The organism is Sphingomonas leidyi (assembly GCF_011761945.1).
Taxonomy (GTDB): Bacteria; Pseudomonadota; Alphaproteobacteria; order Sphingomonadales; family Sphingomonadaceae; genus Sphingomonas; species Sphingomonas leidyi.
Genome location: NZ_JAASQV010000002.1, coordinates 128,596 through 146,040, shown reverse-complemented (window position 1 = coordinate 146,040; position 17,445 = coordinate 128,596). Strand labels below are relative to the sequence as shown.

Here is a 17,445-nt window from a genome sequence, read left to right as displayed (position 1 = left end):
ATGCGTGATTTTCGCTACCTGGGATCACGATTTTCGCGGCCGGTCGTCGAGCTGCTTCGTTACCCTGGATGCGCTTGGCGCCATCTCCTCGAGACAGTGCTCCCTTCCCTCACCCCCGCGCAGGCGGGGATGACGGAAAGGGGATGGATCGGTTAAGCATCCAGACGATGCTGTCCCGCCCCCTGCTCGTCGCGCTGCTTGCCGGCTTTCTCTCCGCCACCGGATTCGCCCCGCTCGACTGGTGGCCCGTCACGCTGATCTGCCTCGCGGTGCTGCTGCACCTGACCTGGCACGCGCCGAGCGCCAGGGCGGCGCTGCTGCGCGGCTGGGTGTTCGGCGCCGGTCATTTCACCCTGGGCAACAACTGGATCCAGCACGCCTTCGATTTCCAGGACAAGATGCCGCCCGTGCTCGGCTATTTCGCCGTGCTGCTGCTGGCGCTCTATCTCGCGGTCTATCCGGCGGTGGCGATGGGCCTCGCCTGGCGCTTCGCCCGCATGGTGAAGGCGCGCTGGAACGAGCCGGACCTCGCCTTCGTCCTTGCCGCCGCCTCGGCCTGGATCGTCACCGAATATCTGCGCGGCACGCTGTTCACCGGCTATCCGTGGAATCCGGTGGCGGCGATCTGGGTGCCGACGCCGATCGCGCAGCTTGCCGCCTTCACCGGTACCTATGCGCTGTCGGGGCTCACCCTGATCGTCGCGGGCGCGCTCTATCTCGCCAGCCAGCACCAGTATCGCGTGCCGCTGGCCACCGCCGCGCTGCTGCTCGCCGGCGGGTTCGCGCTCAATCCCGGCCGCCCGGTGGAGGACCTCACGCGCCCGCATGTCCGCGTCGTCCAGCCCAATATCGGGCAGGAAGGCGTCGACCGGCCGGACTATGCCCCGCGCGTCCTCGCCAAGCTGGCCGAATGGAGCGGCCAGCCCGGCGGCGTGCCACGGCTGGTCGTGTGGCCCGAGGGCATGGTCAACTACTATGTCGAGGACGGCTATCCGCAGCGCTTCTACCAGCAAGGCGATCCGCGCTGGGTGCGCGGGCGGATCGGCGGGCTGCTCGGCCCCCGGGACCGTGCGATGGTCGGCGGCAATGCGCTGTTCTTCGACGGAGACCGGCTGACCGGCGCGGGCAATTCGGTGTGGACGGTGGATCCCGCCGGCATGCTCGGCGGGCGCTACGACAAGGCGCATCTCGTGCCCTATGGCGAGTATCTGCCGATGCGCACGCTGCTCGCGCCGCTCGGCCTCGCCCGGCTGGTGATGGGCGAGATCGACTTCATCCCCGGCCCCGGCCCGCGCACGCTCGCCGTCGACGGCTTCGGCAGGGCCGGCGTCGCGGTCTGCTACGAGATCATCTTCTCCGGCCAGATCATCGACCAGCGCAATCGCCCGGATTTCCTGTTCAACCCGTCGAACGACGCCTGGTTCGGCAGCTGGGGGCCGGTGCAGCATCTCGCCCAGGCGCGGTTGCGGGCGATCGAGGAGGGGCTGCCGATCCTGCGCGCCACGCCCACCGGCGTTTCCGCCGTGATCGACGCCCGTGGCCGCCTGCTCGGCACGGTGCCGGCGGGGCAGGAGGGCGCGGTGGAAGTGCCGCTCCCCGCGCCCCTGCCGCCCACCTTCTTCGCGCGGCTCGGCAATTGGCTGGCGCTGCTCGTTGCGCTGGCCCTGGTGGTGTTCGCGATTGCGTTTCGGCGCTTCGCCCGCTAGGGGCGTGATATAAGGAAAGCTTTATATGGGCATGGCAACGGCCCGGCTTTCCTCCCCACAAGAGGAATTTCCATGCGTTCCAACTATCTCTTCACGTCCGAATCGGTTTCCGAAGGCCATCCCGACAAGGTCGCGGACCAGATTTCCGACGCCATCGTCGATCTGTTCCTGTCGAAGGACCCCGAGGCCCGCATCGCCTGCGAGACGCTGACCACCACCCAGCTGGTCGTCCTTGCCGGCGAGATCCGCGGCAAGGGCATCATGGACACCGAGGGCAACTGGGCGCCGGGCGTGCAGGAAGAGGTCGAGAAGGCCGTCCGCGACACCGTGAAGCGCATCGGCTACGAGCAGGAAGGCTTCCACTGGGAGACGCTCCGCTTCGAGAACAACCTGCACCCGCAATCGGCGCACATCGCGCAGGGCGTCGACGCCTCGGGCAACAAGGACGAGGGCGCCGGCGACCAGGGCATCATGTTCGGCTTCGCCTGCGACGAGACGCCGGACCTGATGCCGGCGACGCTCGACTACAGCCACAAGATCCTCGAGCGCATGGCCGCCGATCGCCATTCGGGCGCGGCGCCGTTCCTCGAGCCGGACGCCAAGAGCCAGGTCACGCTGCGCTTCGAGAACGGCAAGCCGGTCGCGGCCACCGCGATCGTCGTCTCGACCCAGCACGGCAAGGGCTATGACGAGGGCGACAAGGAAGCCGAGCTCAAGGCCTATGTGAGGAAGGTCGTCGCCGACCTGCTCCCGGCCGAGCTGCTCTCGGGCGAGACCGAGTATCACATCAACCCGACCGGCTCGTTCGAGATCGGCGGTCCGGACGGCGATGCCGGCCTCACCGGCCGCAAGATCATCGTCGACACCTATGGCGGCGCTTCGCCGCATGGCGGCGGTGCCTTTTCGGGCAAGGACCCGACCAAGGTCGATCGCTCGGCGGCGTATATCACCCGCTATCTCGCCAAGAACATCGTCGCCGCCGGCCTGGCCAAGCGCGTGACGATCCAGCTGGCCTATGCGATCGGCGTGTCCAAGCCGCTGTCGCTCTATGTCGACACGCACGGCACCGGCACGGTCTCGGACGACAAGATCGAGGCGGCGATCGCGGGCATCGAGAAGCTGGGCGGCCTCACGCCGCGCGGCATCCGCACGCACCTCCAGCTCAACAAGCCGATCTATTCGAAGACGGCGGCTTATGGCCATTTCGGCCGCAAGCCCGAGGGCGATTTCTTCCCCTGGGAGAAGACCGACCTGGTCGAGGATCTGAAGGCCGCGCTCGCCGCCTGATCCCGCCGGCCTCGGCCTGCCGAACATCACAGCCCCGCGCCGCATCTGCCGGCGCGGGGCTTTTCGTTGCGCCGCTTCGATACGTATTCGTACGGGCCATCCTATAAAGCACTGGGCAACCGTAATTCTTCATCAGGAAGGAATGGAAAGGAGCGAGTCGGTGGAGTCGGAGAATTCGATGATGGTTCCGGAGAGCGGAGCATCCCCTGGCGCCGGCACCGGGCTCGCGATCGCCTTCCAGCCCATTGCCGAGATCGCTGGCGGGCGCATCCATGCCTATGAGGCACAGGCGCTCCGCGACGGCGCGCCCGCCACGGGCGATTTCGACCAGCTCTCGGCCGAGCAGCGCCGCGACGTCGACCGCCGCTGCGCGGTTGCCGCGGTGCGCTGGGCCGCGACGGCGGGCTTCGCCAGCTCGGGCGGGCGGCTTGCCATTCCGCTGAGCGCCCCGGCGATCGGCGATCCGGCGGAGCATATCCAGCCGGCGCTGCTCACCGCCCGCCAATATGGCATCGTCGCGGAGCGGCTGGTGTTCACGCTCCACCACTATCAGGCGATCACCAGCTCCGAACTCGCCGACATCATGCATGTCTTCAACAAGCTGGGCCCGGTCGTCGCCTTTCACGGCGTCGGCCCCAACGAATCGGGGCTCGCCTATTGCGGGAAGTTCGCGCCCCATGCGGTGACGATCGAGCCCGAGCTGGTCAGCACCATCGCGTCCAGCTGGTCGCGCCGCATCGCCATCGAGGACCTCATTCGCCGCATGCAGAGCCTGGGTCTGCGCATCGTCGCGGCTGGCGTGGACAGCGAGCCGGTCTATGAGCGCATCCGCAGCTTCGGCGTGCCGCTCGTCCAGGGCGCCCATGTCGGCGCACCTGCCACGGGCTGCCTGCCGCAGCCGGCGCTGCGCAACGCGGCCTGATTCGCGCTTCGCCGCGCGCAGTTCCCGCATCGGTCTCCAGAAAAGAAACCATTTCGGTGGTAATTTGCCCCGGGGTCGTTTCGACGCCGATTCTTTCCCCGCGGCACGACTCGCGGATTCGCGTGAGGCAAGCGGAATCCGCCATCGCCTTCCCCGGTAGAATCCCCATGGGGAGAATCCCCCTTCGGCGACGCACGGAATGGAGCGGGCGGCGTTAACCATTTTTAACGAAGGGCAGAAAGGAAGCATCATGCATACCGAACCTGCTCCAGCCGCGCTTCAGTCCGGTCTCGCCATTGCCTTCCAGCCGATGATCGCCGCGACTTCGGGCCAGCCCTTCGCCTGGGCCGCGATCGCCACCGTCGATGGTTGCGGCTTCGGCCGGGTCGCCGCGGCGCTCGCCCCCGAAGCCCGTCTCCGGCTCGAAGTGGCGCGGATCCGCGGCGCGATCGCCGGCGCGGCCGATGCCGGGCTGCTCGACGGCGAGGCGCTGCTCGCGGTTCCCGTCGCCGCCGCCTGCGGCGCGCCCGAGGTGCTGCTCGCCCATCTCTTCCGCGCCGCGATCGCGCATCGCGTGCCGCTCGACCGCATGGTCCTCGAAATCGACGCCGACGAGCGGGGCGACCTGGCCGGTATCGCGGCACTGGCCCAGGCATGTCTGGACCGCGGCATCGCCATCGCGTTCGACAACTTCGCCGTCGGCCCGCTTGCCGTCCGCCTGCTCGGCCGCTTCACGCCGCGCTTCGTCAAGCTCGATGCCGGCCTCGTCCGCAACATCGCCGACAGCAGCTCGCGCCGAGTGATCGTCGAGGGCGTGCTGCGCCTTGCCCGCAACATGGACGTGACGCTGATCGCCAATGGCGTCGCGCGCCGCGAGGACCTGGTTCTGCTGTGCACGATGGGCATCCGCCACATGCAGGGCGACTGGATCGCGCCGGCCCGCAGCCGCCCGCTGCCGCGCGCGCACCTCGCCCGCCGCGAGCCGCGCGCGACGGTGCCCCAGCATCGCCGCCTTGCCGCGCACCAGCGCATGGCCGCGATGCGTCCGGCGGCGCCTGCCGCGTTCGCCCAGGCGCTCTAACGCTTGTCCTCCGCGTCCGGGGCGCTAACAGGCGGCCCGTGTCCGATCCCGTTTCCATCCGCCGTCTCTATGGCCGCCGCCAGGGCCACAAGCTCCGCCAGGGCCAATCCGCCCTTGTCGAGGAGCTGCTCCCGCAGGTGAGCCTGCCCGAATCGGGTCCGCTCGATTCGGCCATTCTCTTCGGCGACGATCGCCCCCTCGAGTTCGAGATCGGCTTCGGCGCGGGCGAGCATCTCGCCGGCCAGGCCGCGATGCGCCCCGGTCACGGCTTTATCGGCTGCGAGCCCTTCCTCAACGGCGTGGTCGGCGCGCTCGGCCATGTCCGCGACGGCGATCTCAAGAATGTCCGCCTGCACATGGGCGACGCGCTCGAAGTGCTCGAGCGGCTGCCCGATGCCAGCCTCGAGCGGCTCTATCTGCTCCATCCCGATCCCTGGCCCAAGGCCCGCCATGCCAAGCGCCGGATGATGAACCATGGTCCGCTCGACATCATCGCCGCGAAGCTCAAGCCCGGCTGCGAGTTCCGCCTGGGCACCGACGATCCGACCTATTGCCGCTGGTCGATGATGATCATGGACCAGCGCCGCGACTTCGCATGGCAGGCGAAGACCGCGCAGGATTTCCTCACCCGCCCGGCGGACTGGCCCGAAACGCGCTACGAGCGCAAGGCGCGGCGCCAGGGCCATGAAGTGTGGTACTTCCGCTACATCCGCCGATAGGCCGCTGCATGGTGCGGCGCTGGCCCCGCTGCTATCCGTGCGGCGCCGGATCGGGAGGAGGGGAATGATGGACCGCAGGACCTTGCTCGCCGCCGCGGCCGCGATGCCCGTCGCCCCGGCCCTTGCGGCGGACGACGAGCGCTGGGCCGGCATCGCCGCGCAATACGACGTCACGCGCAAGGTTGCGCAGCTCGAGCATGGCAATTGGGGAATGATGGCGCGGCCGGTGCATGCCGCCTATCGCGCCCATGTCGATCGCGTGAACCGCGACACCAGCTTCTATGTCCGGCGCGAGATGCCCGGCGAGATCGAGGCGGTCCGCGCCCGGGTGGCCGCCGCGATGGGCGTGGGAACCGGGGAGATCGCCTTCACCCGCAACGCGACCGAAGCGATGCGCGCGCTGATCCTGGGCTATAACCGCCTGCGCCCCGGCGACGCGGTGCTTCATGCCGATCTCGACTATGACGCGATGCAGGCCTGCATGGAGAGCCTGAAGGGCCGGCGCGGCGCGGAAGTGATCAAGATCGCCTTGCCGCTGCCCGCCACGCGCCAGGCGGTGATCGATGCCTATGCGCAGGCCTTTGCCGCGCATCCCAACCTTCGCATGGTGCTGCTCACCCATGTCAGCCACCGCACCGGCCTGGTGCTGCCGGTCGCCGAGATCGCGGCGATGGCTCGGCTCCGCGGCATCGATGCGATCGTCGATGCCGCGCACGGCGTCGGCCAGATCGACTATAGGCTGCCCGATCTCGCCGCCGATTTCATCGGCATCAACCTGCACAAATGGATCGGCGCGCCGCTCGGCGTCGGCGCGATCGTGATCCGGGACGGCCGGCTGACGGACATCGATATCGACCCCGCCGAAGCCGGCGCCAACCCCGCGGACATCCGGTCCCGCGTCCATACCGGCACGGTCGACTATGCGGCGCTGCTCGCGGTGCCCGCGGCCCTCGACTTCCACGAAGGCATCGGTGCCGCCGCCAAGCAGGCGCGGCTCCGGGCGCTGCGCGATCGCTGGGTCCGCCCTGCGCGGGCGCTGGCGAATGTCGAGGTGCTCACGCCGGACGATCCCGGCAGCTATGGCGCGATCACTGCGTTCCGGCTGAAGGGCCGGACATCGCACGAAGCCAATGTCGCGCTGGCCAGGCGCCTGCTCGACGAGCATGGCATCTTCACCGTGCACCGCGACGGCCTGGCGAGCGGAAGCTGCGTGCGGGTGACGCCGGCGCTGGCGACGACGATGGAGGAGGTGGACCGCTTCGTCGCGGCGCTGCGGAAGGTGGCATCCTGATTCCCCCCCGCCGGGGAGGAACGGGAAGTCTCAGGCTGCTTCCAGCAACGCCCGGTCGCGGATGGTGATGCCCCGCGCGCCCATCAGGTTGATCGCGCCTTCGGCCTTGAGCCTGCTCAGCTGGCGGCTCACCGTCTCGATCGTCAGCCCCAGCACCTCCGCCATCTCGCCGCGCGTCAGGGGGAAGTCGAAGGTCACCGGCCCGGAGGCGGTGGCGCGGCAGCCCTGCACGCGATCGGCCATGTCGAGGAGGAAGCCGGCCAGCTTCTCGCGCGCCGAGAGCCGGGCGAGGGCGAGCATCCGTCCCCGTGCCTCTTCGAGCGCCGCCAAGGTACGCTGGAGCAGGAGCCGCTCCATGCGGACATGGTCCTCGAGCACGCGCTCGAACGGCTTGCGCGGAAAGACGCAGAGCTCGACGTCGCCGAGCGCGGTGACGGTGAAGTCGGCCAGCTCGGCCCAGGGCCGGCCGACGAAATCGGCCGGGTAGAGCAGCCCCACCACCTGTTCGCGCCCGTCGGGCGTGACGGCGCTGAGCTTGAGCACGCCGGAGAGCAGATTGGCGCAGACCAGGCTCTCCTCGCCCGCCCAGACCAGCGTCTGCCCGCGCGTCAGCCGGCGCCGCTGGCCGAGCGCATTGAGCGTATCGAGCTCGACATCGTCGAGGCTGGCGCAGAGCGCCCGGTCGCGCACCGCGCAGCCGGAGCAGATATGGGCGGCAATCATGCGCCGCATATCGGAGGTGGTTTGACGAAGGTCAAAGCGACGGATTGTCCCAGGGGGCAGGCACGCGGCACGTCACGTCACGAGCCGGGAAGTGCCCCATGTATCTCTGTCTGGTTGCCGCTGCCTTTGCGTTCTTCATCGCCGCGGTCGCCTTCCTCAGCATCGAGGACGCGGTTCGCTTCCGCCGGCGCTGATCCGGTCTCGGCGCGGCCCGTGCGCTTCCAGGCGCCGCGCAGCAGCTTGCCGGCCAGCGCGTCGATCCCCGGCCGCACGAACAGCCAGTCGCGGATCGCCGGGCCCTTCGCGGCGCCGATCACCTGCTTGTAGCCGCTGTCGCCGGCGCCCCAGTCCACGGCCGCGATGCCGTCCTCGATCGCGCGGACGAGGTTGCGATAATAGAGCAGCTTGCCCGGCGAATGCTTGGCGAAGCGCGGGTCATAGCTGTTCGCGATCGCATATTTGAGCGGGCCGGCATTGAGGTCGAAGGAGAAGGCCGCAGGGGCGCCGTCGACGCGGAGCAGCGCCGTCCACAGCATCCGGGCGATGACGGGATCCTCGGCGGCGGCGCGCCAGAAGCCGCCATGGCCGCGCGCGGTGAACTTGGCGTCGGAACCGTCGGTCCGCGCCGCGATCCAGCTCTTCTCCTCGATGCCGGCGAGTGCCTCGAACGCCGCCTCGTCCCAGCCGGCGCCGTGGACGAAGCTCCAGTCGAGTTCGCCGTGCCCGCCCAGATGCTTCTCGTGGAAGCGGTTCTTCTTGAGCGTCGAGTTGCGCGGCCAGGTGCCTTCGGCGCGCTCGGCGGCGATGTCGAGCAGGAAGCTGTCCGCCACGAACCGGTCGAGCACCGCCCAGCCCCGGTTCCGCGCCGCTTCCTTGAGCAGCTCGAGCCCGGGATCGCCGTCATAGACCGGCCCGACGCGCAGCGCGCGTGCCGCGCGGGCGAGCCGGGGGAGCAGCGCCTCGATCGCCTCGACCCCGGCATCCTCGCGGACGGGGAAGCTGCGGAAGGGCCAGTAGCAGCCGGGGATCGCGGCCAGCTTCGCCCAGGCCGGCCCGGCGGCGACGATCGGCAGCGCGGCGACGGGCTCGCCCTCGCGCGCCACGGTGAGCGTGCGGGCATGGCCGCCATAGGTGCGGAGCGCGGCGGCGAACCAGCCATAGCGCAGGAAGCGGTGCGACGGGCGCGCGCGGGCGGCCACGGCGTCGATCGCGCCGGCCAGCCCGTCGACGCAATCGATGGTGAGCGCCGGCGGCAGGCGCGTGAATTCCTCGAGCAGCATCGGCTTCGACATGGCCATGTTTCTAGCGCGGCACCCGTTACCAAGCCGTGATGACGCCGGCGGTCATCCGCCGCGAGCCCAGGCGCGGGCGGCGTCCAGCTCCTCGGGCGTGAAGATCGTCTGCTCGCCCGGCACCATCCATCCGGTGGCGCGGCTGGCGGCGACGATCCAGCCGATATCGGTGACCACCGCGACGCGGCCGATCCTGGTGAGATGCCCCACGCCCCAGCTGATGTCCTTCCACCACGCCGCCAGCTCCATGCCGGCGAAGCTGCGGATCACCGCAACCGCCGACAGCTTGCCGTGGCGCGCGATCACTGCCTCCATTTCCGTGGCCGCGGCGTCATATTCGGCGCGGGTGACTTCGCCGTCGACGGTGAACTCGATCACCCCGGCATCCATATCGGTCTCGAACTGCATCATGGGCTTCACTCCGTTCGGTTCCCCGGTCATAACGCATGACGCATGGAAGGACCCTATCTCTCCACGGTTTCGGAAACGATTCAGGCGGCGATCGCGCCCGTGTTCCTGTTGGCGGGCATCGGGGCGTTCCTGAACGTGATGGTCGGCCGGCTCGCCCGCATCGTCGATCGCGCGCGCAACATCGAACAGCTCCACCCGCGATCCACCGGGCCCGAGCATGATCGCCACGTCTGGGAGCTGCGGATCATCGATCGCCGCATATCGGTGATCAACAACGCGATCTTCCTGTGCACGGCCAGCGCCCTCGCCATCTGCTTCGTCGTCGCGATGATGTTCGTCGCGCGGCTCAGCAACCTGCATGTCGGCATCTGGGTGGCGAGCGCCTTCATCGTCTCGATGCTGCTGCTGATGGCGGGCCTGATCTATTTCCTCTTCGAGGTGCGCATGTCGCTCGAGGCGATCCATGTCCGCGAGGAACTGCTGGAGCTGGACGGGAAACGCTAGGTTGAGAACCCAGGCAAGTATCTGATTTTCCTTCGTCGTCCCCGCACGGGCGGGGATGACGGGGTTCGTCGAATGCGTTCTGGACCTAGGGCGTCCGCGGCCCCAGGTCCGCCGGGATCGTCGGCAGATATTGCGGCGCCACCCGGGCGTGCGTCGCCTGCTCATAGGCATAGCCGGCCTTGAGCAGCAGCCCGTCGGCATAGGCCGTGCCGATGAAGGACAGGCCGGCCGGCAGCCCGTTCACCAGGCCCATCGGCACGGTGAGGTGCGGATAGCCCGAGACTGCGGGCAGCTCGCTTGCCGAGGGGCCCTGGAACTGGTCGCCATGCGCCGGGTCGCTCAGCCAGGGCGTGCCATAGGTCGGGGTGACGAGGATCCGCGCATCCGCGGCCTTGAGCATCGCGTCGATCCCCTCGGGCCCGGCCATGCGCGCCGATTTCTCGCGCGCCGCCTGATATTCGGGATCGTCCAGGCCCTTGGACTTGTCTGCCTTGATGAAGGTCTCCTGGCCGAAGAACGGCATTTCGGTTTCCTCGTGCGCCGCATTGAAGGCGATCAGGTCGGCGAGCGTCTTCGCGCCCACGCTCGCCGGCGTGGTGGCGAGATAGGCGGCCATGTCGGCCTTCAACTCGGTGTGGAGCACCAGCCCCTCGGCCTCGCCCAGGCCCTTCAGCTCAGGCATCTTCACTTCGACCAGCACCGCGCCGGCAGCGCCGAGTTCGGCGAGCGCCTTGTCGAAGCGCGCGGCGAGGTCGGCCGCCATCTCGGGCTTCCAATAGCCGATCCGCATGCCCTTGAGCGCGTCCGGAGACAGCCCTGCCGCATAGTCCTTCCGATATTTGTCCGCGTCCTTGGTCGCCGGATCGGCGGGGTCGCTGCCCACCATTGCGCCGAACAGGATCGCCGCGTCCTTCACCGAGCGCGCCATCGGCCCGGGCGTATCCTGGCTGTGGCTGATCGGCACCACGCCGGTGCGGCTGATCAGCCCCAGCGTCGGCTTGAGCCCGACCAGCCCGTTCATCGCCGCCGGGCACACCACCGATCCATCGGTCTCGGTGCCTACCGCGACCGCCGCCAGGCTCGCCGCGACCGCCGCGCCCGATCCGCTCGACGAGCCGCAGGCGGAGCGGTCGAGCGCATAGGGGTTCTTCACCAGGCCGCCCATGGCGCTCCAGCCGCTCATCGAGTTGTTCGAGCGGATGTTCGCCCATTCGGAGAGGTTGGTCTTGCCGAGGATGATCGCGCCCTGTGCCCGCAGCCGCGCGACCAGCGGCGCGTCGCGCCCGGTGTCGTTGTTGGCGAGCGCCAGGCTGCCCGCGGTGGTGGGCATGTTCTGCGTCTCGATATTGTCCTTGATCAGCACCGGAATGCCGTCGAGCGGGCCGAGCGGCTTGCCCGCCCTGCGCCGGTCTTCGCTGTCGCGCGCATCGGCGCGCAGGTCCTTGCCCGGCGCGACGGCGATCACGGAGCGCAGCGTCGGTCCGGCGCGGTCGAGCTTCCCGATCCGCGCGACATAGGCATCGACGATATAGCCGCTGGTCATGCTCCCGTCGGCGAGCGCGGTGCGCAGCGCATCGATCGACTGTTCCTCGACGGTGGGAAGCGGGCGGGGCGTTTCCTGGACCACGATGTCGGATTGGGCGGGGGCAGGGGCGGGGGCCGCTTCCTGTGCCCATGCGGGCGACGTCCATGCCAGAGCCACCGCCAGAGCCGTCATTCCCGTTCGCATGCGCCGTCCCCGAATCTCGTTGCGCGGCCAGCCTAGCGCGTGCGCCGGGCCCTGCAAGCGGAGGGCGGATCGCAAGGGCGTCTATCCCCTTGGGGCACGTATCGCTTGGGACAAATACCCCCTTTTCGTCATCCCCGCGCAGGCGGGGAACCAGAGTCACGGGCGATGCTGCAGAGAAACCTGGACCCCGCCTGCGCGGGGATGACGGGGTTGGGACGGGGTGGTGGGGCGGGAGGGGATGGCGGGGACGGGGTCCGCCGGATGTGCCGCGACTCTAGTGCCCCACCTCCACGCTTGCCTCCACCGACATGCCCGGCCGCAGCCGTGCCGCCGCGGGCTGGCCCGGATCGATTCGGATCCGCACCGCGATCCGCTGGGGGATCTTCACGAAATTGCCTGTCGCATTGTCGCTGCGGATCACCGCGAACTCCGATCCCGCCGCCGGCGCCAGCTGCTCGACCGTGCCGTTCAGCTTCGCGCCGCCCAGCGCGTCCACCCGGAAGCTCGCCTTGGCGCCCGGGCGGATCTTCGCCGTCTGCGCTTCCTTGAAATTGGCGGTCACCCATAGGGTCTGCGGCACCAGCGCCATCAGCTGGGTGCCGGCCGTGACATATTGCCCGCGCCGCCCGCCGATCTCGCCCAGCTGACCTGCTACCGGCGCGCGGATCACCGTGTTGGCGAGGTCGATCTCGGCGAGATGGAGCGCCGCCCTGGCCGCATCCACTGCGGCGACCAGCCCGCCCTTGTTCACCGTCACGCTGCGGATGTCCTCGCTCGCCACCGTCCGCGCCGCCTGGGCCTGTGCCACCGCCGACTGGGCGGTGCGCAGCGCGGCGAGCGCCGCGTCGCGATCGCGCCGGGTGATGAAGCCCTGCTTCGCCAATGCGTCGATCCGGCCGAAATCGGCCTGCGCCTTGGCGAGCTGCGCCTGGGCCGAGGCGACCGCCGCTTCCTGCGAGCCATAGGCCGCGGTCTTGGATGCCGCCTGTTGCGGGTTGTTGGCGAGCGCCGCCTGGGCGCTGGCGACGTTCGCCTTCGCCTGGTCGACGCGCTGGCGATAGATGCGCTCGTCGATCGTCGCGAGCACGTCGCCTGCCTTCACGGTCGCGAAATCCTGGACCGGCACGTCGGTGAGATAGCCGCTCACCTGGGGGCTGATGATCGTCACCTGCCCGCGCACATAGGCATTCTCGGTCGACTGGACGTTCCCGGCAAAGGGCCAGACCTGCCACGCCATCAGCACTGCCGCGATGCCCGCCAGCACCAGCAGCACGGCGATCGCGATGGCGGTCCAGGAGAGGCGGGGCGGGACCCAGCGGCGCGCGGCGACCTCAGGCGTGGGCGGCGGATCCGCACCCTCGCTCGGCGCGGGCACGGCGGCCGGCACCGGCGCCGGCTTCGCTTCCGCTTCGATCGCCGGGGTTGTCGGCTCAGCCATTCCTTGCTCCTGCTTGCTGCTCGGCCGCGGCGCGCGCCAGGTTCTCGCGCCGGATCCGCATGATGGGGATGAAGACCCACAAGATCGTCCCCGCCGCGATCGCCGCGATCAGCAGGAAAGTGTCGTTATAGGCCAGGATGTTCGCCTCGCGCGTCACGGTCTGCGAGAGGATCGCCGCGCCCTCGGCCTGGCGCAGGCCGGGATCGATCAGCACCCGGCCATAGGCGCCGGCATTCTGCTGGAGCCGCTGCGCCACCAGCGGATCGCCGCTCGCCAGCTGCGCGACGATGGCGTTGCCGTGCGCCCGCTCGCGGATCACCTGGAAGGTGCCAAGCATCGCCGATCCGAACAGGCCGCCCAGATTCTGGGTGATGCCGAACAACGCCGAGAAGCTGACGAAATGAGTCGGGCCCTCGCGCAGCGCGCGGGTCAGCCCGATCAGCATCGCCGGGCCGATGAACAGCGCGCTGGCGAAGCCCAGCAGCGCCTGGCTGAAATACATGTCGTGCGGGCGGACGAGGTTGGTCGAACCCGAATCGAGCCAGGCGCCCAGGCCGATCAGCGCCAGCGCGATCAGGATCGGCTTGCCCAGGAACAGGGGATCGAGCGTGAGCGCGCCGACCACCACGCCGGCCAGCGTCGCGAGCAGCACGACCAGATAGAGCATCCGCATCTGGTCGTTGCCCATGCCCAGCACAGTGAGCAGCCCCGACGCGCCGATCGTCTGCTCCGAAAGCACCACACGCACCAGGATCGAGACGAGGGCGAAGCGCACGATGTCGCGGCTCGCCAGCCAGCGGGTGTTGAGCAGCGGGCGCTCGCGGTGATGCTCGATCAGCCAGGCGATCGGCAGCAGCACGATCGCCCCGATCAGCGCCGGCGCGATCCATGGCGCCTCGAACCACCACAGCGCCCGGCCCATGCCCAGCACCGCGCAGAGCAGCGCCATGCCGCCTGCGAAGATCGGGAAGGTGACGAAGTCGAGCGGCTCGAACACCTTCATCCGCTCGACCGGCGGCAGCACCAGCAGGCGCACCGCGGCCAGGCAGAACAGGGCCAGGCCCAGCTCGAACAGATACATGGTCTGCCAGCGATCCGGCTCGAAGGCTTCGCTGGGGAAGAGGCGGGCGAGGGGGACGGCGATCTGCGGCAGGCTGATCGCGATCACGATGCCCTTCAGCCGGTGCTCGGGCGTCCAGGCCTGCACCATGTAGAGCAGCCCCACCGTGCTGCACGCGGCGGCCGCGATCCCGCTCAGCGCGCGCACCGCCACCGCCGTCGCGAAGCTGTGCGCGATCAGGTGTCCGGCGGTGGTCAGCGCGAAGGCACCCAGGAAGATCTGGGTGAACAGCCGGATGCCGAACTGCTGGCGGAACTTGATCAGCACCATGTTGGCGCAGACATTCGTCATCACATAGACGGTCGGCAGCCACTGGATCTCGGCCGAATAGAGCCCGAGCGATCCCTGCAGGGTCGTCAGGTTCGCGGTGACGATCGCATTGCCCAGCGAACCCGACAGGATCACCAGCACCGCCACCGATATATAGGCCGCGCGCCGCAGCGGCGGGTGCCAGGGGGTAGGGGGCGAACCGGGGATCGGCGAGCGCTCGTGCGGGGCCGGCTGCCATGCCGGCTGCTCCCCCGTCGCTGCCCCGTTCGTTGCCATCCCGACATAATCCCGCTCGCGGCGAAACGATCCGCCAAAGGACTGCCTCTAGACCCGGGCAAGTCTGATTGAATATCGCGCAATCGGCAACGCTCGGTTGCGTGGACTGCAACTGCGCACCGGGAGGGCAAGGGAGCCCGGAACTACGAGATTCCATCCGTCATCCGGCCTTTGCGGGGATGATGGCGGAAGGCGGATGCGTCCGCGCCGCGATCGCCATCCTCTGCGGTGCGATCATGCGGCCGACCACAAGCCCTTGTGGTCCCCCGGATTCCTCCACGCGAAAAAAATTAACGTTCCGCGTTCGTTCCCTTGCCTTTCGCAAACCCTAGGAAAGTCCGCGCGTCGCGGCATTGCAGCAGATATGCAGGTGCCACGAACCGAGTCATTTTAGCGACGAAACGTTGTGGAAATTAACCATTTCGGGTCTTGTGCGCGGACTCGGATTGGCACAATCTGTTGTGGTTGCACTGAGGGGCAAGCTCAAGCACTGGTGGACGCGCCGCCGCATACCCATATGCGGAAGGGGTCGATTCGTGCCTGGGACGAAGTGCGATGGACATGTTTTGTTCTTCGCGCGCGGCCGCGTCGATGCTAGGATCGGCAGCCCCTTCGAGTCGGGATTTGATGCCTTCCCCCGGGGGAAGGCCGGTGAAGCTTTTCAGGGGTGAGAGTCATGGAATTCAGGGACACGGAAAACAGCGTGAACGAGACCGTCGCCGAAGCCCCCGCCACTGCCGGCAAGCCGGCCGCGAGCGATGTCGCCAAGGCGGCACCGAAGGCGCGCAAGCGGAACGACAGCAAGGCGGTTGCGCCGCGCGCGTTCGATGTCGAGGTCGATCATTCGCGCGACGCGCTGCTCACCGAATTCGGCAAGGAGACGCTGCGCGACCGCTATCTGCTGCCCGGCGAGACCTTCCAGGACCTGTTCGTGCGCGTCGCCTCGGCCTATGCCGACGATCAGCCGCATGCCCAGCGCATCTACGACTATATCTCGAAGCTGTGGTTCATGCCCGCCACGCCCGTTCTGTCGAACGGCGGCACCGGCCGCGGCCTGCCGATCAGCTGCTTCCTCAATTCGGTGCCGGACAGCCTGAACGGCATCGTCGACACCTGGAACGAGAATGTCTGGCTCGCCTCGCGCGGCGGCGGCATCGGCACCTATTGGGGCAATGTCCGCGGCATCGGCGAGCCGGTGGGCCTCAACGGCAAGACATCGGGCATCATTCCGTTCGTGCGCGTGATGGATTCGCTCACCCTGGCGATTTCGCAGGGCTCGCTGCGCCGCGGCTCGGCCGCCTGCTATCTCGACATCTCGCACCCGGAGATCGAGGAGTTCCTCGAGATCCGCAAGCCGTCGGGCGACTTCAATCGCAAGGCGCTGAACCTGCACCACGGCGTGCTGATCCCCGATGCGTTCATGGAAGCGGTGCGGGGCGGCGAGGAATGGGTGCTGCGTTCGCCCAAGGACCAGTCCGAGCGGGGCAAGGTCGATGCGCGCGCGCTGTTCCAGAAGCTGGTCGAGACCCGTCTTGCCACCGGCGAGCCCTATATCGTGTTCGCCGACCATGTGAACTCGAACATGCCCAAGCATCATCGCGATCTGGGCCTCAAGGTCTCCACGTCGAACCTCTGCTCGGAAATCACGCTGCCCACGGGCAAGGATCATCTGGGCAATGAGCGCACCGCGGTGTGCTGCCTCTCCTCGCTCAACCTCGAGACCTGGGAGGAGTGGAAGGGCGAGACCGGCATGATCGAGGACGTGATGCGCTTCCTCGACAATGTGCTGCAGGATTATATCGACCGGGCCGAGCCGGGCATGGAAAAGGCCGCCTATTCGGCCAGCCGCGAGCGTTCGGTCGGCCTGGGCGTGATGGGCTTCCACTCCTTCCTCCAGGCGCGGAACATCCCGTTCGAGGGCGCAATGGCGAAGAGCTGGAACCTGCGCATGTTCAAGCACGTCAAGGCGCAGGTCGACCAGGCGTCGATGGCGCTGGCGGTGGAGCGCGGGCCGTGCCCGGACGCGGCCGACATGGGCGTGATGGAGCGCTTCAGCTGCAAGATGGCGATCGCGCCCACCGCGTCGATCTCGATCATCTGCGGCGGCACTTCGGCCTGTATCGAGCCGATCCCGGCCAACATCTACACGCACAAGACGCTGTCGGGCTCGTTCTCGGTCAAGAATCCCTATCTGGAGAAGCTGCTCAGCGAGAAGAGCAAGAACTCGGATGCGGTGTGGAACTCGATCCTCGAGCAGGGCGGCTCGGTCCAGCACCTCGACTTCCTCAGCCCGGAAGAGAAGGACGTCTACAAGACCTCGTTCGAGATCGACCAGCGCTGGATCCTCGAGCTGGCCGGCGATCGCTCGCCCTATATCGACCAGGCCCAGTCGCTGAACCTGTTCATCCCGGCGGACGTCGAGAAGTGGGACCTGCTGATGCTCCACTTCCGCGCCTGGGAGCTCGGCATCAAGTCGCTCTATTATCTCCGCTCCAAGTCGGTGCAGCGCGCCGGCTTCGCGGGCGGCGTGGAGGCCGACAACACGATCGAGAAGCCGCAGTTCAACCTGGGCGAGTCGACGGATTATGATGAGTGCCTAGCCTGCCAGTAACTGGACATCCCACGGAATCGTAAACCTTCGTCGGGGCCGGGCTTCAGGAAGCAAGGTATTTCAAC

At 68.4% G+C, this 17,445-nt stretch carries 14 protein-coding genes; 8 read left to right on the top strand and 6 right to left on the bottom strand.

Translation table 11 applies throughout. From position 1 onward, the window contains the following. Positions 1-167 precede the first annotated feature (167 nt). The 6 genes from lnt to FHR20_RS10325 all read left to right on the top strand — a co-directional run bounded on the left by lnt (position 168) and on the right by FHR20_RS10325 (position 7,006). A complete protein-coding gene (gene lnt / locus FHR20_RS10350) occupies positions 168-1,706 on the top strand; it encodes an apolipoprotein N-acyltransferase (RefSeq protein ID WP_167299581.1) in 1,539 nt (512 codons plus the stop codon). Between the two features lie 72 nt (positions 1,707-1,778). Then, the gene (gene metK / locus FHR20_RS10345) at positions 1,779-2,993 is read left to right on the top strand and encodes a methionine adenosyltransferase (RefSeq protein ID WP_167299580.1); all 1,215 of its coding nucleotides are present in this window, start codon (positions 1,779-1,781) and stop codon (positions 2,991-2,993) included. A gap of 160 nt (positions 2,994-3,153) precedes the next feature. Continuing rightward, positions 3,154-3,915, top strand: coding sequence for an EAL domain-containing protein (locus FHR20_RS10340; RefSeq protein ID WP_208413557.1), 762 nt, complete (start codon positions 3,154-3,156; stop codon positions 3,913-3,915). Between the two features lie 250 nt (positions 3,916-4,165). Then, positions 4,166-4,996 (top strand): EAL domain-containing protein, encoded by an 831-nt coding sequence (locus FHR20_RS10335; RefSeq protein WP_167299578.1) that lies wholly within the window; start codon positions 4,166-4,168, stop codon positions 4,994-4,996. Positions 4,997-5,034: 38 nt separating this feature from the next. Continuing rightward, positions 5,035-5,715, top strand: a complete 681-nt coding sequence (gene trmB, locus FHR20_RS10330; RefSeq protein WP_167299577.1) for a class I SAM-dependent methyltransferase — start codon at positions 5,035-5,037, stop codon at positions 5,713-5,715. A gap of 67 nt (positions 5,716-5,782) precedes the next feature. Next, entirely contained in the window at positions 5,783-7,006 is a 1,224-nt protein-coding gene (locus FHR20_RS10325) for an aminotransferase class V-fold PLP-dependent enzyme (protein ID WP_341786435.1), read from the top strand. A gap of 30 nt (positions 7,007-7,036) precedes the next feature. Here the strand turns inward: FHR20_RS10325 and FHR20_RS10320 are convergent, their stop codons facing one another. The 3 genes from FHR20_RS10320 to FHR20_RS10310 all read right to left on the bottom strand — a co-directional run bounded on the left by FHR20_RS10320 (position 7,037) and on the right by FHR20_RS10310 (position 9,432). Further along, positions 7,037-7,729, bottom strand: a complete 693-nt coding sequence (locus tag FHR20_RS10320) for a Crp/Fnr family transcriptional regulator (RefSeq protein WP_167299575.1) — start codon at positions 7,727-7,729, stop codon at positions 7,037-7,039. 77 nt (positions 7,730-7,806) lie between these two features. Then, positions 7,807-9,021, bottom strand: coding sequence for a GNAT family N-acetyltransferase (locus FHR20_RS10315; RefSeq protein WP_167299574.1), 1,215 nt, complete (start codon positions 9,019-9,021; stop codon positions 7,807-7,809). A gap of 51 nt (positions 9,022-9,072) precedes the next feature. Next, positions 9,073-9,432: a SpoIIAA family protein gene (locus tag FHR20_RS10310; RefSeq protein ID WP_167299573.1), complete on the bottom strand. Its 360-nt coding sequence runs from the start codon at positions 9,430-9,432 to the stop codon at positions 9,073-9,075. 42 nt (positions 9,433-9,474) lie between these two features. Here FHR20_RS10310 and FHR20_RS10305 point away from each other — a divergent pair, with 42 nt between their 5' ends. Beyond that, positions 9,475-9,936, top strand: a complete 462-nt coding sequence (locus FHR20_RS10305; protein ID WP_167299572.1) for a DUF2721 domain-containing protein — start codon at positions 9,475-9,477, stop codon at positions 9,934-9,936. An 85-nt stretch (positions 9,937-10,021) separates the two neighbouring features. On the opposite strand, the gene FHR20_RS10300 is transcribed toward FHR20_RS10305, so the two are convergent. From FHR20_RS10300 to FHR20_RS10290, 3 genes are all read right to left on the bottom strand, one after another. After that, the gene (locus tag FHR20_RS10300; protein WP_167299571.1) at positions 10,022-11,653 is read right to left on the bottom strand and encodes an amidase; all 1,632 of its coding nucleotides are present in this window, start codon (positions 11,651-11,653) and stop codon (positions 10,022-10,024) included. A gap of 286 nt (positions 11,654-11,939) precedes the next feature. After that, positions 11,940-13,103 carry an HlyD family secretion protein gene (locus FHR20_RS10295; RefSeq protein ID WP_167299570.1) on the bottom strand — a complete coding sequence of 388 codons (1,164 nt, stop codon included), beginning with the start codon at positions 13,101-13,103 and terminating at the stop codon, positions 11,940-11,942. After that, complete coding sequence (locus tag FHR20_RS10290) at positions 13,096-14,769, bottom strand: MFS transporter (protein WP_167299569.1); 1,674 nt, start codon at positions 14,767-14,769, stop codon at positions 13,096-13,098. The genes FHR20_RS10295 and FHR20_RS10290 overlap by 8 nt, the downstream gene beginning before the upstream one ends. A gap of 676 nt (positions 14,770-15,445) precedes the next feature. Here FHR20_RS10290 and FHR20_RS10285 point away from each other — a divergent pair. After that, positions 15,446-17,380, top strand: coding sequence for a ribonucleoside-diphosphate reductase subunit alpha (locus tag FHR20_RS10285; protein WP_167299568.1), 1,935 nt, complete (start codon positions 15,446-15,448; stop codon positions 17,378-17,380). The last annotated feature ends 65 nt before the right edge of the window (positions 17,381-17,445 follow it).

What these genes read in the sequence shown, in the direction of transcription:
- lnt (WP_167299581.1), top strand. Translation starts at nt 168, where the DNA reads ATGCTGTCCCGCCCCCTGCTCGTCGCGCTGCTTGCCGGCTTTCTCTCC.
- metK (WP_167299580.1), top strand. Translation starts at nt 1,779, where the DNA reads ATGCGTTCCAACTATCTCTTCACGTCCGAATCGGTTTCCGAAGGCCAT.
- FHR20_RS10335 (WP_167299578.1), top strand. Translation starts at nt 4,166, where the DNA reads ATGCATACCGAACCTGCTCCAGCCGCGCTTCAGTCCGGTCTCGCCATT.
- FHR20_RS10325 (WP_341786435.1), top strand. Translation starts at nt 5,783, where the DNA reads ATGGACCGCAGGACCTTGCTCGCCGCCGCGGCCGCGATGCCCGTCGCC.
- FHR20_RS10320 (WP_167299575.1), bottom strand. Translation starts at nt 7,729, where the DNA reads ATGATTGCCGCCCATATCTGCTCCGGCTGCGCGGTGCGCGACCGGGCG.
- FHR20_RS10315 (WP_167299574.1), bottom strand. Translation starts at nt 9,021, where the DNA reads ATGTCGAAGCCGATGCTGCTCGAGGAATTCACGCGCCTGCCGCCGGCG.
- FHR20_RS10310 (WP_167299573.1), bottom strand. Translation starts at nt 9,432, where the DNA reads ATGATGCAGTTCGAGACCGATATGGATGCCGGGGTGATCGAGTTCACC.
- FHR20_RS10305 (WP_167299572.1), top strand. Translation starts at nt 9,475, where the DNA reads ATGGAAGGACCCTATCTCTCCACGGTTTCGGAAACGATTCAGGCGGCG.
- FHR20_RS10300 (WP_167299571.1), bottom strand. Translation starts at nt 11,653, where the DNA reads ATGACGGCTCTGGCGGTGGCTCTGGCATGGACGTCGCCCGCATGGGCA.
- FHR20_RS10295 (WP_167299570.1), bottom strand. Translation starts at nt 13,103, where the DNA reads ATGGCTGAGCCGACAACCCCGGCGATCGAAGCGGAAGCGAAGCCGGCG.
- FHR20_RS10290 (WP_167299569.1), bottom strand. Translation starts at nt 14,769, where the DNA reads ATGGCAACGAACGGGGCAGCGACGGGGGAGCAGCCGGCATGGCAGCCG.
- FHR20_RS10285 (WP_167299568.1), top strand. Translation starts at nt 15,446, where the DNA reads ATGGAATTCAGGGACACGGAAAACAGCGTGAACGAGACCGTCGCCGAA.